General features: G+C 68.7%; 15 protein-coding genes and 1 tRNA gene. 11 read left to right on the top strand and 5 right to left on the bottom strand.

What is annotated here, in order from left to right; all coding sequences use genetic code 11:
- Positions 1-71 precede the first annotated feature (71 nt).
- Positions 72-1247 carry a hypothetical protein gene (locus VGR32_RS04960; protein WP_327448672.1) on the top strand — a complete coding sequence of 392 codons (1176 nt, stop codon included), beginning with the start codon at positions 72-74 and terminating at the stop codon, positions 1245-1247.
- Between the two features lie 92 nt (positions 1248-1339).
- On the opposite strand, the gene VGR32_RS04955 is transcribed toward VGR32_RS04960, so the two are convergent.
- Positions 1340-1416: transfer RNA gene (locus VGR32_RS04955), tRNA-Arg, on the bottom strand.
- Positions 1417-1669: 253 nt separating this feature from the next.
- Between VGR32_RS04955 and VGR32_RS04950 the strand changes: the two genes are divergently transcribed.
- The 5 genes from VGR32_RS04950 to VGR32_RS04930 all read left to right on the top strand — a co-directional run bounded on the left by VGR32_RS04950 (position 1670) and on the right by VGR32_RS04930 (position 7004).
- Complete coding sequence (locus tag VGR32_RS04950; RefSeq protein ID WP_327448670.1) at positions 1670-4093, top strand: helicase-related protein; 2424 nt, start codon at positions 1670-1672, stop codon at positions 4091-4093.
- A gap of 31 nt (positions 4094-4124) precedes the next feature.
- Entirely contained in the window at positions 4125-5456 is a 1332-nt protein-coding gene (locus VGR32_RS04945; RefSeq protein ID WP_327448668.1) for an MFS transporter, read from the top strand.
- Positions 5453-5740, top strand: a complete 288-nt coding sequence (locus VGR32_RS04940; protein WP_327448666.1) for an RNA-binding S4 domain-containing protein — start codon at positions 5453-5455, stop codon at positions 5738-5740. Before VGR32_RS04945 ends, VGR32_RS04940 begins: the two co-directional genes overlap by 4 nt.
- A 61-nt stretch (positions 5741-5801) precedes the next feature.
- Positions 5802-6143 (top strand): ferredoxin FdxA, encoded by a 342-nt coding sequence (gene fdxA, locus VGR32_RS04935; RefSeq protein ID WP_327448664.1) that lies wholly within the window; start codon positions 5802-5804, stop codon positions 6141-6143.
- A gap of 309 nt (positions 6144-6452) precedes the next feature.
- Positions 6453-7004: a CarD family transcriptional regulator gene (locus VGR32_RS04930; protein WP_327448662.1), complete on the top strand. Its 552-nt coding sequence runs from the start codon at positions 6453-6455 to the stop codon at positions 7002-7004.
- Between the two features lie 70 nt (positions 7005-7074).
- On the opposite strand, the gene VGR32_RS04925 is transcribed toward VGR32_RS04930, so the two are convergent.
- Genes VGR32_RS04925 through VGR32_RS04915 form a run of 3 tightly spaced genes read right to left on the bottom strand, consistent with a single transcriptional unit; the run spans position 7075 to position 9008 of the window.
- Positions 7075-8193 (bottom strand): hypothetical protein, encoded by a 1119-nt coding sequence (locus tag VGR32_RS04925; RefSeq protein ID WP_327448660.1) that lies wholly within the window; start codon positions 8191-8193, stop codon positions 7075-7077.
- Positions 8190-8501: a PadR family transcriptional regulator gene (locus VGR32_RS04920; protein ID WP_327448658.1), complete on the bottom strand. Its 312-nt coding sequence runs from the start codon at positions 8499-8501 to the stop codon at positions 8190-8192. Before VGR32_RS04920 ends, VGR32_RS04925 begins: the two co-directional genes overlap by 4 nt.
- A 51-nt stretch (positions 8502-8552) precedes the next feature.
- Entirely contained in the window at positions 8553-9008 is a 456-nt protein-coding gene (locus tag VGR32_RS04915) for a DUF3617 domain-containing protein (RefSeq protein WP_327448656.1), read from the bottom strand.
- 229 nt (positions 9009-9237) lie between these two features.
- Between VGR32_RS04915 and rpmB the strand changes: the two genes are divergently transcribed.
- From rpmB to VGR32_RS04900, 3 genes are all read left to right on the top strand, one after another.
- Positions 9238-9534 (top strand): 50S ribosomal protein L28, encoded by a 297-nt coding sequence (rpmB, locus tag VGR32_RS04910; protein WP_327448654.1) that lies wholly within the window; start codon positions 9238-9240, stop codon positions 9532-9534.
- Positions 9535-9693: 159 nt separating this feature from the next.
- Positions 9694-11388, top strand: a complete 1695-nt coding sequence (locus VGR32_RS04905; RefSeq protein ID WP_327448652.1) for a M1 family metallopeptidase — start codon at positions 9694-9696, stop codon at positions 11386-11388.
- A gap of 11 nt (positions 11389-11399) precedes the next feature.
- Positions 11400-13121, top strand: a complete 1722-nt coding sequence (locus tag VGR32_RS04900) for a M1 family metallopeptidase (protein ID WP_327448650.1) — start codon at positions 11400-11402, stop codon at positions 13119-13121.
- Positions 13122-13124: 3 nt separating this feature from the next.
- Here VGR32_RS04900 and VGR32_RS04895 read toward each other — a convergent pair whose 3' ends face one another.
- On the bottom strand, positions 13125-13319 hold the full coding sequence (locus tag VGR32_RS04895; protein WP_327448648.1) for a hypothetical protein: 195 nt from the start codon (positions 13317-13319) through the stop codon (positions 13125-13127).
- Positions 13320-13550: 231 nt separating this feature from the next.
- Here VGR32_RS04895 and VGR32_RS04890 point away from each other — a divergent pair, with 231 nt between their 5' ends.
- Together VGR32_RS04890 and VGR32_RS04885 are read left to right on the top strand one after the other, a co-directional pair.
- Positions 13551-13955 carry a hypothetical protein gene (locus tag VGR32_RS04890; RefSeq protein WP_327448646.1) on the top strand — a complete coding sequence of 135 codons (405 nt, stop codon included), beginning with the start codon at positions 13551-13553 and terminating at the stop codon, positions 13953-13955.
- On the top strand, positions 13952-14149 hold the full coding sequence (locus tag VGR32_RS04885; RefSeq protein WP_327448644.1) for a helix-turn-helix transcriptional regulator: 198 nt from the start codon (positions 13952-13954) through the stop codon (positions 14147-14149). The genes VGR32_RS04890 and VGR32_RS04885 overlap by 4 nt, the downstream gene beginning before the upstream one ends.
- Positions 14150-14155: the final 6 nt, after the last annotated feature.

Raw genomic sequence — 14155 nt, 5'->3', positions numbered from 1 at the left:
CGACGCCCGGCTATCTTTGCCTCGCAGCCGTGAGCGGGGCGAACGCCCGCTCAAACGAGGAGACGAAGCGAGTGGCGAAACGGATCGAAAGGGAAGCGCTTTACGACTTGGTCTGGTCCGAGCCGGTGCGCACCGTCGCTGCTCGCTTCGAGGTATCCGACGTCGCCTTGAAGAAGGCATGCCAGCGCGCATCGATACCGACGCCCGATCGAGGATATTGGGCCAAACGCGAGGCGGGGAAGTCCGTCACGAAGATCGCCCTGCCGCCGAGAGCTCCCGGACACAGCAACGTCATTACGTTCGGCCATTCGTCCTACTGGTACCCCAACTGGACCGCCGAAGAGCTTGCGGGTCCTTTGCCGCCGGCACCTACGTTTCCGGAGCCGATCGATGCCGTGCGAGCGCGGGTCGAGCGTGCCGTCGGAAAGGTCAAGTGCACGACCAAGGTCACGGGTTGGCATCCTGCCATTCGCAAGCTTCTGGAGAAGGATGAGGACCGCAGGAAGAAGGCTGCGTCTTCGCCATACGCCTTCAGCTGGGAAGAACCCGTCTTCACGACCGACGTCGAACAGCGACGCTTGCGGATCCTAAATGCGATTTTCCTCGCTGTGGGCCGGTGCAACGGCAAGGTCACTGTGCGCGGCACGGAGGCCCGCGACCTAACTATCACGTTCGACCGGCAACACGTGGTGGTGGCGCTGCATCCCGAGCAGGCGGGTCGGAAGCCGGACCCTGCCAAACTGTTTGCCCCGTTGCGCTTCTCGATCCTGAAAGGCTTCGGGAACGCAGAAGTCCGAGCGTCATGGGTCGACGAGTCGAGAAGACCGTTGGAGGACCAACTCGCCAGTATCGCCGTCGAGCTGGTCGTCGATGCAGAGGTTCAGCTCCGTGAGGGTGCTTTGCATCATCATCGCTGGCGGGCTGAACAGAAAGCCCGTCTTGAGCGCGAGGCGGAAGAGCGCCGGCTGGAAGCGATCCGAAAGGAGGCCGAACGTCGAGAACAGGAGCAACGCGAGCGGCTGGAGGCGCTGTTCAAGGCGGCGGACGACTATCGCAGGGCCGAAGACATCAGGGGCTTTGTGGCCAAACTGACCCGGCGCATCGGAGACACAGAGAACCGGCGAGACGCCGCTTTCGACCAGTGGGCCACATGGGCGCTGGAGGAGGCGAATCGGATCGACCCGTCAGTGACGTTGGATCTCCCAGGCCTGCCCAAGACTACAGCAGAGCCGCCAGGCGGCTGGTGAGGGCCAGATCAACCGCAACCGCACCATCGTGCCCCAAATGTGCCCCATAGCATAAGGCGTCAGTGCGAGAGGCACATAAGTTCTTGAAATAATGGCGACCCCGGGAGGACTCCAACCTCCGACCTCGGCTTTAGGAAAGCCTTGCTCTATGCAGCTGAGCTACGGGGCCGTCGGCGGCTGACCTAGCGGACGTCGCGGCGCAGGGGAAGCGCCGCCTCCCGCCGCGTGAAATTCGATTGTGGTTAATCGGTCTTAAGATACAATATCTTGCGGTGAACGGATCAGGAATGGAGCCGAGTCAGCGATTCGGTCCTGATTCGTTTCGCGCCTGTTCCGCGCGCGGCGAAGCGGTCGTTAAGCGCGACTGTGCCCGACGCCGCGACGCTTGAGGAACCGCTCGCGGAGCGCCACCTTCCTCCATCATGAGCGACCGCGGCACAGGCCGGGCGCCGGGACGCGTCGTCGCGGTCCTCGGCCCCACCAACACCGGCAAGACCCATCTGGCGGTCGAGCGGATGCTGGGTCACGGCTCGGGCATGATCGGCCTGCCGCTGCGGCTGCTGGCGCGCGAGATCTACGAGCGGATCGTCGCGAGAGCGGGCAAGGCGTCGGTCGCGCTGGTGACCGGCGAGGAGAAGATCAGCCCGCCGCATGCCCGCTTCCACGTCTGCACGGTGGAGGCCATGCCGATGGAGCGGTCGGTCGACTTCCTGGCCGTCGACGAAATCCAGCTGGTCGCCGATCCGGAGCGCGGCCACGTCTTCACGAACCGGCTGCTGCACGCACGGGGGCGGCAGGAGACCATGTTCCTGGGCGCCGGAACGATGGAGCCGCTGATGCGGCGGCTGGTCGAGGACGTAGAGATCCAGTCGCGAGACAGGCTGTCCACCCTGTCCTATGCCGGGCCCAAGAAGCTGACCCGGCTGCCCCGGCGCAGCGCCGTCGTCGCCTTCTCGGCCGAGCAGGTCTACGCCATCGCCGAGCTGATCCGCCGCCAGAGGGGCGGGGCCGCGATCGTGATGGGCGCGCTGAGCCCGCGCACCCGCAACGCCCAGGTCGAGCTGTTCCAGTCGGGCGAGGTCGACTTTCTGGTGGCCACCGACGCGATCGGCATGGGCCTGAACATGGACGTCGATCACGTCGCCTTCGCCGGCCTGCGGAAGTTCGACGGGCGGCGGACCCGCTGGCTGCACGCGCACGAGATTGGCCAGATCGCCGGACGCGCGGGCCGGCACCTGCGCGACGGCACCTTCGGCGTGACGGGTGAGGCCGAGGACCTGGATCCCGATCTTGTCGAGCAGGTCGTCGAGCACCGCTTCGATCCCGTCGAGGGCGCGGAGTGGCGCAACGGCAGGCTGGACTTCGACAGCCTGCCGGACCTGCTGCGCTCGCTCACCGAGCCGCCGAGGCGGCCGGGCCTGCACCTCACCGGCCAGGCGCTGGACGAGACCCTGTTGCGCCGGGCGGTGCAGGACGAGGACGTGCAGCGCATCTCGAAATCCCGCGGCAGCCTGATGCGGCTGTGGGACGCCTGCCAAGTCCCTGACTTCCAGAAGACGACGGCGGACGAGCATTTCCGGCTGACGATGGACGTGTTTCACGCCCTGATCGGACCGAGTGGCCGCCTGCCCGAGGACTGGGTCGACAAGCGGTTCCGCGGGCTGGATCATGACGACGGTCAGATCGACCAGCTGTCGGCGCGACTGGCGGGGGTGCGGACGCTGGCCTACGTCGCCGCGCGGCCGGACTGGCTGGAAAACGCCGCCCACTGGCGCGAACGGACGCGCGCGCTGGAAGACCGGCTGTCCGACGCTTTGCACGCCCGGCTGACCGCGCGCTTCGTCGACCGCAAGACCACGGCCCTGATGCGTGCCCTGCATACGGAAGACGAGGCCGCGGTGCAGGTCGACGGGAGCGGGGCGGTCTCGATCGAGGGGGCCGAGCTGGGGCGGCTGGAGGGGCTGCGGTTCGTGACGGACCGCGATGCGGCAGCCCATCCGTCGCAGCGGCGACTGGCGCAGCGGGCGGTCGAGCCGGAGGTGGCGCGGCGGCTGGGCCGGCTGGCGGCCGACGCGGACGACGCCTTCGCCCTGCTGCCGGACGGCGCCGTCACGTGGCGCGGCGATCTGGTGGCGCGGGTCTGCAACGACGATCCGTGGTCGCCGCGGGTCCGCCTGATCGGCGATCAGGGCGCCGAAGCGGCCCGTGAACGGGCGCGGCGCCGACTTGAAGCGTGGCTGGCGCAAGAGGCAGGTCGGGCGCTGCGCGGCCTGTCGCGGCTGAAGCGGGCGCTGGAAAGCGGCGGGCTCAAGGGTCTGACGCGGGGTCTGGCCTTCCGGCTGGTGGAGGCCGGCGGGATCCTGCCGCGCCGCGACGTCGAGGGCGAGCTGACGGCGCTGAGCCAGGTCGAGCGGCGCACCCTGAAGACGTTCGGCGTCCGGATGGGCGCGCACAGCGTCTGGCTTCCGGCCGACCAGAAGGCGCGCGGGCGGGCCTTCGCCCAAGCCTTCTGGGCGCGCGAACCCGGCACGGCGCATGCGCGCGCGCTGTCGTCACGGGGGCTGCGGATCGCGGCGGGCCTGACTTTGCCGCTGGAGAGGCTGGAAAGACTGGCGGAGCTGCGCGCGGCCGCGCCGGGACCGCTGGATGCGGGGGCCCTCACGGAACTGGAGCTGACGTCCCGGCAAGCCGACGACCTGGCGAAGGCGCTCAGAACCCCGCGCGCCCGAACGGTGCGGGAGACCGACCGCGTGCCGGCGTCGCCGTTCGCGGCGCTGGCGGGACTGGCGCGGCCGATCGCGCCCTCACGGCCCGCACGCAAGCGCCAGCGCAAACCCCGCGCTTGAACCGCGACGCTTCCCGCGCTTTTCAGGTCGGATGACCCCGTTCCACAACCTGCTGGCCAACAACCTGGTCGCCAACGTCACCAACTTCACGGTGTGGTTCGCGATCACCTTCTGGATCTATCTGGAAACGCGGTCGGTGTTCGCCACCGGCCTGATCGCCGGGATGTATCTGGTGCTGACGGCGGGCCTGGCCTTCTGGCTGGGCAGTCTGGTCGACCACCACCGCAAGAAGCGGGTCATGATGGCGTCCAGCGCCGTGTCGGTGGCCTTCTATGCCGCCGCGCTGGCGCTGCTGCTGGGCGTCGGCGAGCCGCCGATGCGCGACGTCGCTTCGCCGACGCTCTGGCTCTTCGTCAGCCTGGTCATGCTCGGCGTCATCGCCGGCAACATCCGCGGCATCGCCCTGCCGACGCTCGTCACCCTGCTGGTCCCGGAAGACCGGCGCGACCGGGCCAATGGTCTGGTCGGCATGGTCACCGGCGTCGGCTTCCTGACGACCTCGGTCATCTCCGGATTTCTGGTGGCCCGAACGGGCATGGAAGGGACGCTGATCTTCGCCCTGACGCTCACCACCGCGGCCTTTCTTCATCTGCGCTTCCTGCGCGTGGACGAACCCCGCCCGGAACCGGAGGCCGACGCCGACGGCACGCCGGGACGGCGCCGGGTCGACATCCGCGGGACGCTGGCGGTCGTGGGGGCCGTGCCGGGGCTGTTCGCCCTGATCCTGTTCGCCACCTTCAACAACTTCCTGGGCGGCATCTTCATGGCGCTGATGGACGCCTACGGACTGTCGCTGATGAAGGTACAGCACTGGGGCCTGATGTGGGGCGCGGTCTCGACCGGCTTCATCTTCTCGGGGCTGGTGATCGCCCGAACCGGTCTGGGAAAGAGCCCGCTGCGCACCCTCATGATCGTCAACCTGATCGCGTGGAGCGGGGCGGCGGTGTTCACCCTGCAGCCGTGGATCTGGCTGCTGTTCGCCGGCACCTTCCTCTGGATGTTCCTGGGTCCGTTCGCCGAGGCGGCGGAGCACACCACGCTGCAGAAGGTCGTGCCCTTCGAGCGGCAGGGCCGCGTGTTCGGGTTCGCCCAGTCGGTGGAGCAGGCGGCAAGCCCCCTGACGGCCTTCCTGATCGGGCCGCTGACCCAGTTCGTGGTCATCCCGTTCATGTCGGAAGGCGGCGCCGGCGCGGCGGCCATCGGCGACTGGTTCGGCACGGGGCCCGCACGGGGAATCGCGCTGGTCTTCACGGTCGCGGGCGTCGTGGGCATCCTCGCGACCCTCGTCGCCTTCAACTCTCCGCAATATCGCAAGCTTTCGCGCGCCTATGCCCGGGCGGAGCCGGAGGCGACCGCCGCATGAGCGAGGGGGCGTGCCGGGTCGACGTCTGGCTGTGGCGCGCGCGCTTCGCGAAGACGCGCTCGGCCGCGGCGGCCATGGTCGAGGCCGGCCGGGTCCGGCTGACCCATCACGGCGCCCAGACCCGGCTCGACAAGCCCAGCCGGTCGGTCCACGTCGGCGACGTCCTGCTGTTTCCCGCGGGATCGCGGCTGGTCGAAGTGGAGGTGCTGGGCTTCGGCGAGCGGCGCGGCCCGGCGGACGAGGCCCGCGGCCTGTGGCGCGACGCGACGGCCCCCGGGGGTTGACGGGCGCAGGCTGCGGGGTCATCTGCCGCCTCCCGCCCCGAACAGCGTCCGTTTCGCCGCAATGACCTACATCGTCACCGACGCCTGCGTGCGCTGCAAGTTCATGGACTGCGTCGAGGTGTGCCCGGTCGACTGCTTCTACGAGGGCGAGAACTTCCTCGTCATCGCGCCGGACGAATGCATCGACTGCGGCGTGTGCGAGCCCGAGTGCCCCGTCGACGCCATCAAGCCGGACACCGAGGACGAGCCGGACGGCAAGTGGCTGCAGATCAACGCCGAATACGCCAAGGTCTGGCCGAACATCACGGTCAAGGGCACGCCGCCGGCGGACAAGGAACAGTTCGAGCGCGAAACCGGCAAGTTCGAGAAGTATTTCAGCGAGAAGCCCGGCAAGGGCAGCTGACGGCCGTCTGGTCGGCTCCGCGGCGAGGATTCGCGCCGCAGGGCGAGATCACGAAGCCGACATTTTGAAATCTTGCGGTTTTGTGATAGGTTCCCCGTCATTGGTCGAGCGCCCGGCGACGGATCGTGCTCGACCGCTTTTGCGACAGACCCCTGCCGAAGAGCGGGGGCGGCCCGAGGTCTGGTGATCCGTTTCCGTAGCTGAAGACCGATCCTGCACCCTCCGACGGAGCGATCCGGCGGCGGGCGGAGCATCGTCTGAACGTCGCGGCGCGCCTCATCCTTCCCGATCGGCCGGAAAGGAAGAACGATGACGAACAAGAGCGGTCTGGAGTTCAAGGTCGGCGACGCGGTCGTCTATCCGGCGCACGGCGTCGGCAAGGTGGCGGCGATCGAGACGCAGGAAGTGGCGGGCATGAGCCTGGAGGTCTACGTCGTGACCTTCGACCACGAGAAGATGACCCTGCGCGTGCCGACGAAGAAGGCCAAGACCGCGGGCCTGCGCTCGCTGGCCGGCGACGACGTCGTCACCAAGGCCCTGACCACGCTCAAGGGCCGCGCCCGCATCAAGCGCACCATGTGGTCGCGCCGCGCGCAGGAGTATGAGGCCAAGATCAACTCCGGCGACCTGATCTCCATCGCCGAGGTCGTCCGCGATCTGCACCGCGCCGAGACCCAGCCGGAGCAGTCCTATTCGGAGCGCCAGCTGTACGAGAGCGCGCTGGACCGCATGGCCCGCGAGGTCGCCGCCGCCAACAAGATCGACAAGGACGCCGCCGTCGCCCTGCTGGGCAAGTCGCTCAGCGCCAAGAAGGCCGTCGTCGCCGCCGCCGAGGCCGCCGAGGAAGCCGAAGCCGCCTGATCGGCTTCGCTCTCGTCGGAATGCACGAAAGGCCCGGGAGCGATCCCGGGCCTTTTTCTCTGCGGCCCGGTCAGCGTCCGCCTACGACGAACAGGGCCGACGCGTCCGATGGCGGCGCCTCCTCCGTCGGCACGATCGAGCCTCGCCGCGCCGGAGCCCGCGCGCCGGAAGACAGGGCGATCAGGCTGAGCAGGTAGCCCACCACGGCGCTTCCGCCATAGCCGACCAGGGGCGTGGGATGATTGGCCACGGCGGCCGCGACGATGAGCCCGGCCCACATGGCGCCGAAGGCGGCCATGGCAGGACCGACGCGCCGTGCGACGACGGCGGGAACCACGAGCAGGGCGGAGCCGGCCAGCACGGCGGAGCCGGCAAGCCAGCCGACGTCGAACGCGGTGTGCAGGACGCGGTCCACATAGGGCACGGCAGGCGAGGCGTCCGGTCTGATCAGGGTCAATGCGAAGGCGAACGCTGCGGCGGCCAGCGCCATCGCCTCAAGCCGGCCGGGACGCAGCAGCGTCAGCGCGGCCAGCGCGGCCGTCAAAGGCCCCGCCACGCCGCGGTCCGGCTGGATCGCGAGCGCGGCGGCGACGATCACCAGCCCCAGCGCCGAGAGTCCGTCGCGCGCCTTCGCGAAGAGCGCGACCATAAGGGGGACGGCGATCAGGGACGGCTGAACCACCAGTCCGCCAAGGTCGGCCCACCGTCGGACCCCGGTCGCTTCGGCGCCCCACAACGAAACGGCGAGGACCGTCAGCCCCAGCGCAAGCGACAGGGGCCCCGCCTTCAAATGCCCGCGCCGCTCCGCCAGCCCCAGTCCGGCCAAGCCCACCAGACCGAAGACCGCCGCGGCCGCGTTGAGGAGCGGATAGCTCAGCGGCGCGCCGGCCAGTCCCATGTAGACGACGCCGAGCGACGTCGCCCCGAGTGCGCACGCCACGCCAGCTGCGCGCGGCGTGCGTCCGGATGCCGTGGGGGGCATGGTGGTCTCCTTCGTCAGGTTGCTGATCCGGGCGAGCGCCGCCTCGCGGGCGGTCCAGAAAAAACAGCCGAGGGCGAACTGCAGCGCATGGCCCGCGTGGGGGATCGCCTCCGTCTCACGCGCGGCGGCCTCGATCCAGGGGGCGAGCCGCGGCGGCGCGATGAGTCCGGCGACGGCGAGGATCGCGCGGATGGCGGCGGCGGTCACGCGGGCCGCCCCGCCGGCACGGTCGTGGACGCCTGAGCGTCGGGGATCGGATTGTCGGCCGCCAGTCGCATGCCCGACGCCGTCAATCGATAGACGTGGCGCGGCGGCCGACCGGGCTCTTCGGCGTCCCGCCATTCCGCCTGCAGATGCCCCTGCGCCTCCAGCCGGATAAGAAGCGGGTACAGGGTGCCGGATTTGACTTCCGCGTCCCGGCACAGGTCGTAGCCGTGCCGCCATTGGCCGGGAGAGGCCAGGAACGCGGCCAGCAGGCGGCGACCGGCGGCGGAAAGGGCGCGGGAACGGGTCACGCGCGAATAAATCTACATATGTAGAGTTAAGTCAACGGCCGCGTGACGGCCTCAGAAATACTCCGCGCCCGCCGGGCAGTCGGCCGAGATGCGGTTGGCGGTGATGGAGGCGGGAAGGTAGGGCGTGCCGCGGGCGAGCTGGGCGCCGCCGTTGAAGCGGAAGCTTTCCTGACGATAGGTGCCCGACAGACGCACGCGCACGGTGCGGCCCTTGCGATCGCGGCATGTTCCCTCGAACCGCGCATTGCCGCCGCCGACCTCGCGCACCGGATAGGTGCAGCTCCAGCGGCGCGTCGACAGGCCGCCGAAGAAGCGGTTGATCTCCGACGGACGCACGCATTTGCGCTCCGTGTCGCGAACGCCGACGGCCGAGGTCGTGTATTCCCAGTAGCCGGGCAGCACGTGCTGGGCGTTCTGGGGCGCGGGGCCGGCGACGGGGCGGTCGGAGACGCCCAGCGCCAGCACGGCGCCGGAGACGGCGGCCAAAGCCAGAAAGCGGGTCTTCATGTCTTCAGGTCCCCCGAAGAAGGTGAACGATCATGCTATGGGGCATATGTGGCGGGATTTGAACGGCGGCTGAACGGCCGCGCCGCCCGTCGCCCGGGCTTGACGGCGGGTTGACGTTCCGGGGCGCCTTCCTCTATACGGCCCCCTCTCGCGCGGGAGCCCCTTCCGCGCGCTTTTGTTTATTGCGCCCGCGACCCTGTCGGCAGGCGCTCCGCGAAGGATCTGACGAATGGCTCGTCGTTGCGAACTGACTGGCGTGGGCCCGATGGTCGGCCACTCGGTCAGCCACTCGAACATCAAGACCAAGCGCCGCTTCCTGCCGTCGCTCAAGACGGTCAAGGTCGCTTCGGAAGCGCTGGGCCAGACCTTCAGCCTGCGCATCTCCAACGCCGCCCTGCGCACCCTGGACTTCAAGGGCGGGCTGGACGCCTACATCGTCAAGGCCCGTGACGAGCAGCTGTCGCCGACTGCCCAGCGCATCAAGCGTCAGGTCCGCGCCAAGCTGGCCGAGAACGCCGCCGCCTGATCAGGCGACGACATCGGGTTCTGAAAAGGCCGGCGGAGGCGCCGGCCTTTTTGCTTGCCTCCTCCGGCTTCATGACCATTCCGTAATGGTCGCCGGGACGACTCCCCTTTTCCAAAGCGGCGCTTAAGGTCGGCGGACCCGAATTTCGAGGAGTCCGCCGTGGCCGCTTCCCGTCTCGCCCTGATCGTCGCCGCCAGTCTGGCCGTCGCCGCCCCCGCCGTCGCGCAGGACGCCGCGCGCACCTCGACTCCCTTCACGCTGGAGACGGACAACCCGCGGGCTCCGGAGCAGGAGGCCGTGCGGTTCGACAGGATGGACCTGCATCTGACCGTCCTGCCGGAGCAGAAGGCCGTTCGCGGAGAAAGCATGCTGGAGTTCGCCGTGCTGGCGCCCACTGACAGGCTGTCGGTCGAACTGGACACGGTGTTCGACGTGTCGGAGGTCACGGTCGACGGCGTGGTGGTGCCCCGCGAGCGCTGGAGCAATCCGGAGGGCCGCCTGACGGCGCAGCTGCCGCGCGCCATGGCGCCCGGCCAGACGGTCAGATTGGGCGTCAAATGGGCCGGCAGCCCGCGCGTGGCCCCCCGTGCGCCGTGGGACGGCGGCGTTGTGTGGGCCACGGCGCCCACGGGCGAGCCTTGGGTGGCCTCGGCGTTCCAGCTGAACGGGTGCGACCTGCTGTATCCCTGCATCGACAACTCCGCTGGCGAGGTCGCACAGGCCGACGTGCGCTTCACGGTGCCGTCGAACGTCTCGGCGCCGGGGCCCGGCACGTTCCAGGGCAAGACGGACAACGGCGACGGCACGACGACCTGGGCCTGGTCGATCAAGCAACCGAACATCTACGCCATCACGCTGAACGTGGGACCCTACGTCGAGCGGACGGCGACCTACCGGAGCCGGTTCGGCAACGAGATCCCGATGCATTTCTGGCACCTGAAATCCGACAAGCCGGAGGACGTGGAGCGTCTGTTCGCGGAGTTTCCGCAGATGCTGGACTTCTTCGAGGCGACCGTCGGCCCCTTCCCCTTCGCCGACGAAAAGATGGGCGTGGTCGAAACGCCGCATCTGGGCATGGAGCATCAGACGCTGAACGCCTACGGCAACCAATACCGGATGGACGGCCGCGGCTATGACTGGCTGCTGCAGCACGAGTTTTCCCACGAGTGGTTCGCCAATCAGCTGACCAACTGGAATGCCGACGACATGTGGCTGCACGAGGGGCTGGGCAGCTACATGCAGCCGCTCTACGCCGGGTGGCTGCGCGGCGACCGGTACATGCAGCGTGAGCTGGCGGATCAGCGCGACGGCCTGTTGAACCGTGCGCCCATCGTGTCGCGAACGCCCAAGACGGTGAACGACGTCTACAACCGGCCGGGCGGCCCGGGCGGCGACATCTATTCCAAGGGGTCGTTGGTGGCGCACACCCTTCGCATGACGCTGGGCGACGAGGACTTCTTCGAGAGCCTGCGCATCCTGACCTATGGCCGGCCCGATCCGCGGCCGGGCAATTTCGAGCCCCAGACCCGCTCGACGCCGCAGTACAACCAGATCGTCAATCAGGTGACGGGCGAGAACTATGACTGGTTCTTCGACGCCTATCTGTACGAGGCGTCCCTTCCGGTCCTGACCCAGACGCGTGACGGGAACAGGCTGAACCTCAGCTGGTCGACGCCGGCCGGCGTCTTCCCCATGCCTCTGGACGTGTCGGTGAACGGCGAGGTCCGCACCGTGCCGATGACGGGCGGCCGCGGCTCTCTGGACGTGCCGGCCGACGCCGTGGTGGTCGTGGATCCCGAGAACAAGGTGCTGCGGCAGGACCCGCTGGTCGACCGCCTGCGCCCGCGCCGCTGAGAGGAAGCCCGATGACGAAGTCCCTGACCGCCGCCCTGGCGCTGACCACGGCCCTGTCCCTGACCGGCGCCGCCCTGGCGCAGGAGGCGCCAGCCCAGCGCACCTCGACCGACTGGACCCGCGACAGCGGCTGGCCGCGCGCGCCCGAACAGGTGGCGATGCAATTCGACAAGGCCGATCTGGCCTTCAGGATCCTGCCGGAGACGAAGTCGATCGAGGGCGTCGCGACGCTGGACTTCACCGCCACCGCCCCCCTGCCGCGGCTGGTGCTGGATCTGGACACGCGGTTTGACGTCTCCGCGATCACGGTCGACGGTCGCGCCCTGCCCCGGACGGCATGGACCAATCCGCAAGGGCGGATGACCATCACCCTGCCCCGGCCTGTGGCCGTGGGGCGGTCGGTTCAGGTGCGGATCGCCTACGCCGGTGTGCCGCATCCGGCGCGCAACGCGCCCTGGGACGGCGGCTGGGTGTGGCGCACCGCGCCGTCGGGGGAGCCGTGGATCGCGACCGCCGTCCAGGGGGACGGCTGCGACATGATCTGGCCCTGCATCGACTGGGGCACGGCCGAGCCGCGCGCCGTCGACATGCACATCACCGTGCCGTCGAACCTGGCGGCTCCCGGACCCGGCCGCTTCGTCGGCAAGACCGACAACGGCGACGGCACGACGACCTGGAACTGGTCGGCCGGCCAGATGAACACCTATGCGATCTCGATCAACGTCGGGCCGTTCATCGAACGGACGGCGACGTACCGCAGCCGCTTCGGCAACGACATCCAGATGAGCTACTGGCACCTGAAGTCGGACGACCCGGCCAAGGTCGAGGACCTGTTCGCCGAGTTTCCGCTGATGTTGCAGTTCTTCGAGGAGGTGGTGGGCCCCTATCCCTTCGCCGACGAGAAGCTGGGCGTGGTCGAGACGCCGCATCTGGGCATGGAGCACCAGACGCTGAACGCCTACGGCAACCAGTACCGCAAGGATCACAAGGGCTATGACTGGCTGCTGCACCACGAGATGGCGCACGAGTGGTTCGGCAATCAGCTGACGCACGTCGATCTGGACGACATCTGGCTGCACGAGGGGCTGGGCACCTACATGCAGCCGCTCTACCTGCGCTGGCTGCACGGCGACCGCATCTTCCAGGCCGAGCTGCTGGAACAGCGGCTGGGTCTCGGCAACGAATACCCGATCGTCTCGGGCAAGGAGATCACCGACGAAGGCACGTCGCAGGCCGGCCCCGGCAACGACGTCTACTCAAAGGCGTCTCTGGTCGCCCACACCCTGCGGAACCTGATCGGCGACGAGGCCTTCTTCCGGTCCATCCGTCTGCTGGTCTACGGCCGCGACGACCCGCGTCCCGGCAATTTCGAGCCGCGCTTCGCCTCGACCCGCGACTACATGGCCATCGTCAATCAGGTGACCGGTCAGGATCTGGACTGGTTCTTCGAGGGCTATCTGTACCAGGCCGCCATTCCGGATCTGGTCGAGACGCGCGACGGCGACCGGCTGCGGCTGGAATGGAAGACCGGGAACGGCGCGCCCTTCCCGCTGCCGGTCGAGATCGAGGTCGCCGGCCGCGTCCAGGTCGTGCCGATGACCGGCGGCCGGGGCGAGATCGCCCTGCCGGCGGGCGCGCACTATGTGGTCGATCCCTACGGCAAGGTCCTGCGCCAGTCCGACGTGGTCGACGAGTTCGAGGCCTGGCAGGCGGCGCAGCGCCGGCGTCAGTGAGCCTCAGCCGCCGCGGGGGCCGTCCCGACGGACGATCGTGTGCAGGCGGCGATCGCCGAGGTGCAGGTGGATCTTCTTCACCGAGGCCTCGGCGGCCAGCCTTGCCTCGCAGTGATCGTAAAGCGCCGAGATGTGCTCGGCGTCATGCGGCTCGATGCGGACGCCGTCCGCGGTTTCCAGATGTAGATCGTAGGTCACGATGCGACTTTCGCTGCAAAGGGCGAAAGTATGCGGCGTGCGTCACCGATCTCTTCCAGCCGCGGACGCCGGAGGTCTGCCCGCGATGAGGGCATCCTAGCGCCTTTCCTCCCGGAAAGCGAGTGGTCCTCCCCGCGGACCGTCGGGTCAGGCACGCCTGACTCGAAGTCATGTTGACCTGACACGCTAGCTGTGTCATGTTGACCTTACATCAGGTCAGGAGGACATGACATGCTGGGCAGCTTCAGAAACGGCACCGAGGCCGGTCGGCGGTATGTGGTCCGAACCCTGGCCTTCATGAGCGGCTACACGGCCATCAACGTCGCCGCCATCTTCGGCGCATTCGACGACCTGACGTCGCCGGTCGCGGCATGGCTGCTGGCCGCCGCGGTGAGCGCCCCGGTGATCGGTCAGATCTGGGCCACGCTGAGCTTCATGCGGGAGAGCGACGAGTTCGTCCGCGCGCTGATCGCCAAGCAGTTCATCGTGGCCGCGGGCCTGAGCATGGCCATCGCCACCTTCTGGGGCTTCGGCGAAAGCTATGCGGACGCGACGCACGTCCCCGCGTGGTTCGTCTATCCGCTGTTCTGGGCCTGCTTCGGGGTCGTCGCCCCGTTCCTGAGGTCGTCGCGATGAAGAACCGGCTGAAGCTTCTGCGCACGGAGCGCGGCTGGACCCAGGAACAGCTGGGTCAGGCGCTGGGCGTGTCGCGCCAGGCGGTGAACGCGCTGGAGACCGAGAAGCACGATCCCTCGCTCGATCTCGCCTACCGCATCGCCGTGCTGTTCGAGCGGCCGGTCGAGGACATCTTCGAGAACCCCCACGCCTGATCCCGG

This window comes from Brevundimonas sp. (genome assembly GCF_035935935.1).
GTDB lineage: Bacteria > Pseudomonadota > Alphaproteobacteria > Caulobacterales > Caulobacteraceae > Brevundimonas.
The sequence above is the reverse complement of the archived record's forward strand: the minus strand, read 5'-3'. Positions and strand labels throughout refer to the sequence as shown.

Excerpts from the sequence above, each read along its gene's own strand:
- VGR32_RS04950 (WP_327448670.1), top strand. The coding sequence starts at position 1,670 with ATGAGCGACCGCGGCACAGGCCGGGCGCCGGGACGCGTCGTCGCGGTC.
- VGR32_RS04945 (WP_327448668.1), top strand. The coding sequence starts at position 4,125 with ATGACCCCGTTCCACAACCTGCTGGCCAACAACCTGGTCGCCAACGTC.
- VGR32_RS04940 (WP_327448666.1), top strand. The coding sequence starts at position 5,453 with ATGAGCGAGGGGGCGTGCCGGGTCGACGTCTGGCTGTGGCGCGCGCGC.
- fdxA (WP_327448664.1), top strand. The coding sequence starts at position 5,802 with ATGACCTACATCGTCACCGACGCCTGCGTGCGCTGCAAGTTCATGGAC.
- VGR32_RS04930 (WP_327448662.1), top strand. The coding sequence starts at position 6,453 with ATGACGAACAAGAGCGGTCTGGAGTTCAAGGTCGGCGACGCGGTCGTC.
- VGR32_RS04915 (WP_327448656.1), bottom strand. The coding sequence starts at position 9,008 with ATGAAGACCCGCTTTCTGGCTTTGGCCGCCGTCTCCGGCGCCGTGCTG.
- rpmB (WP_327448654.1), top strand. The coding sequence starts at position 9,238 with ATGGCTCGTCGTTGCGAACTGACTGGCGTGGGCCCGATGGTCGGCCAC.
- VGR32_RS04900 (WP_327448650.1), top strand. The coding sequence starts at position 11,400 with ATGACGAAGTCCCTGACCGCCGCCCTGGCGCTGACCACGGCCCTGTCC.
- VGR32_RS04890 (WP_327448646.1), top strand. The coding sequence starts at position 13,551 with ATGCTGGGCAGCTTCAGAAACGGCACCGAGGCCGGTCGGCGGTATGTG.
- VGR32_RS04885 (WP_327448644.1), top strand. The coding sequence starts at position 13,952 with ATGAAGAACCGGCTGAAGCTTCTGCGCACGGAGCGCGGCTGGACCCAG.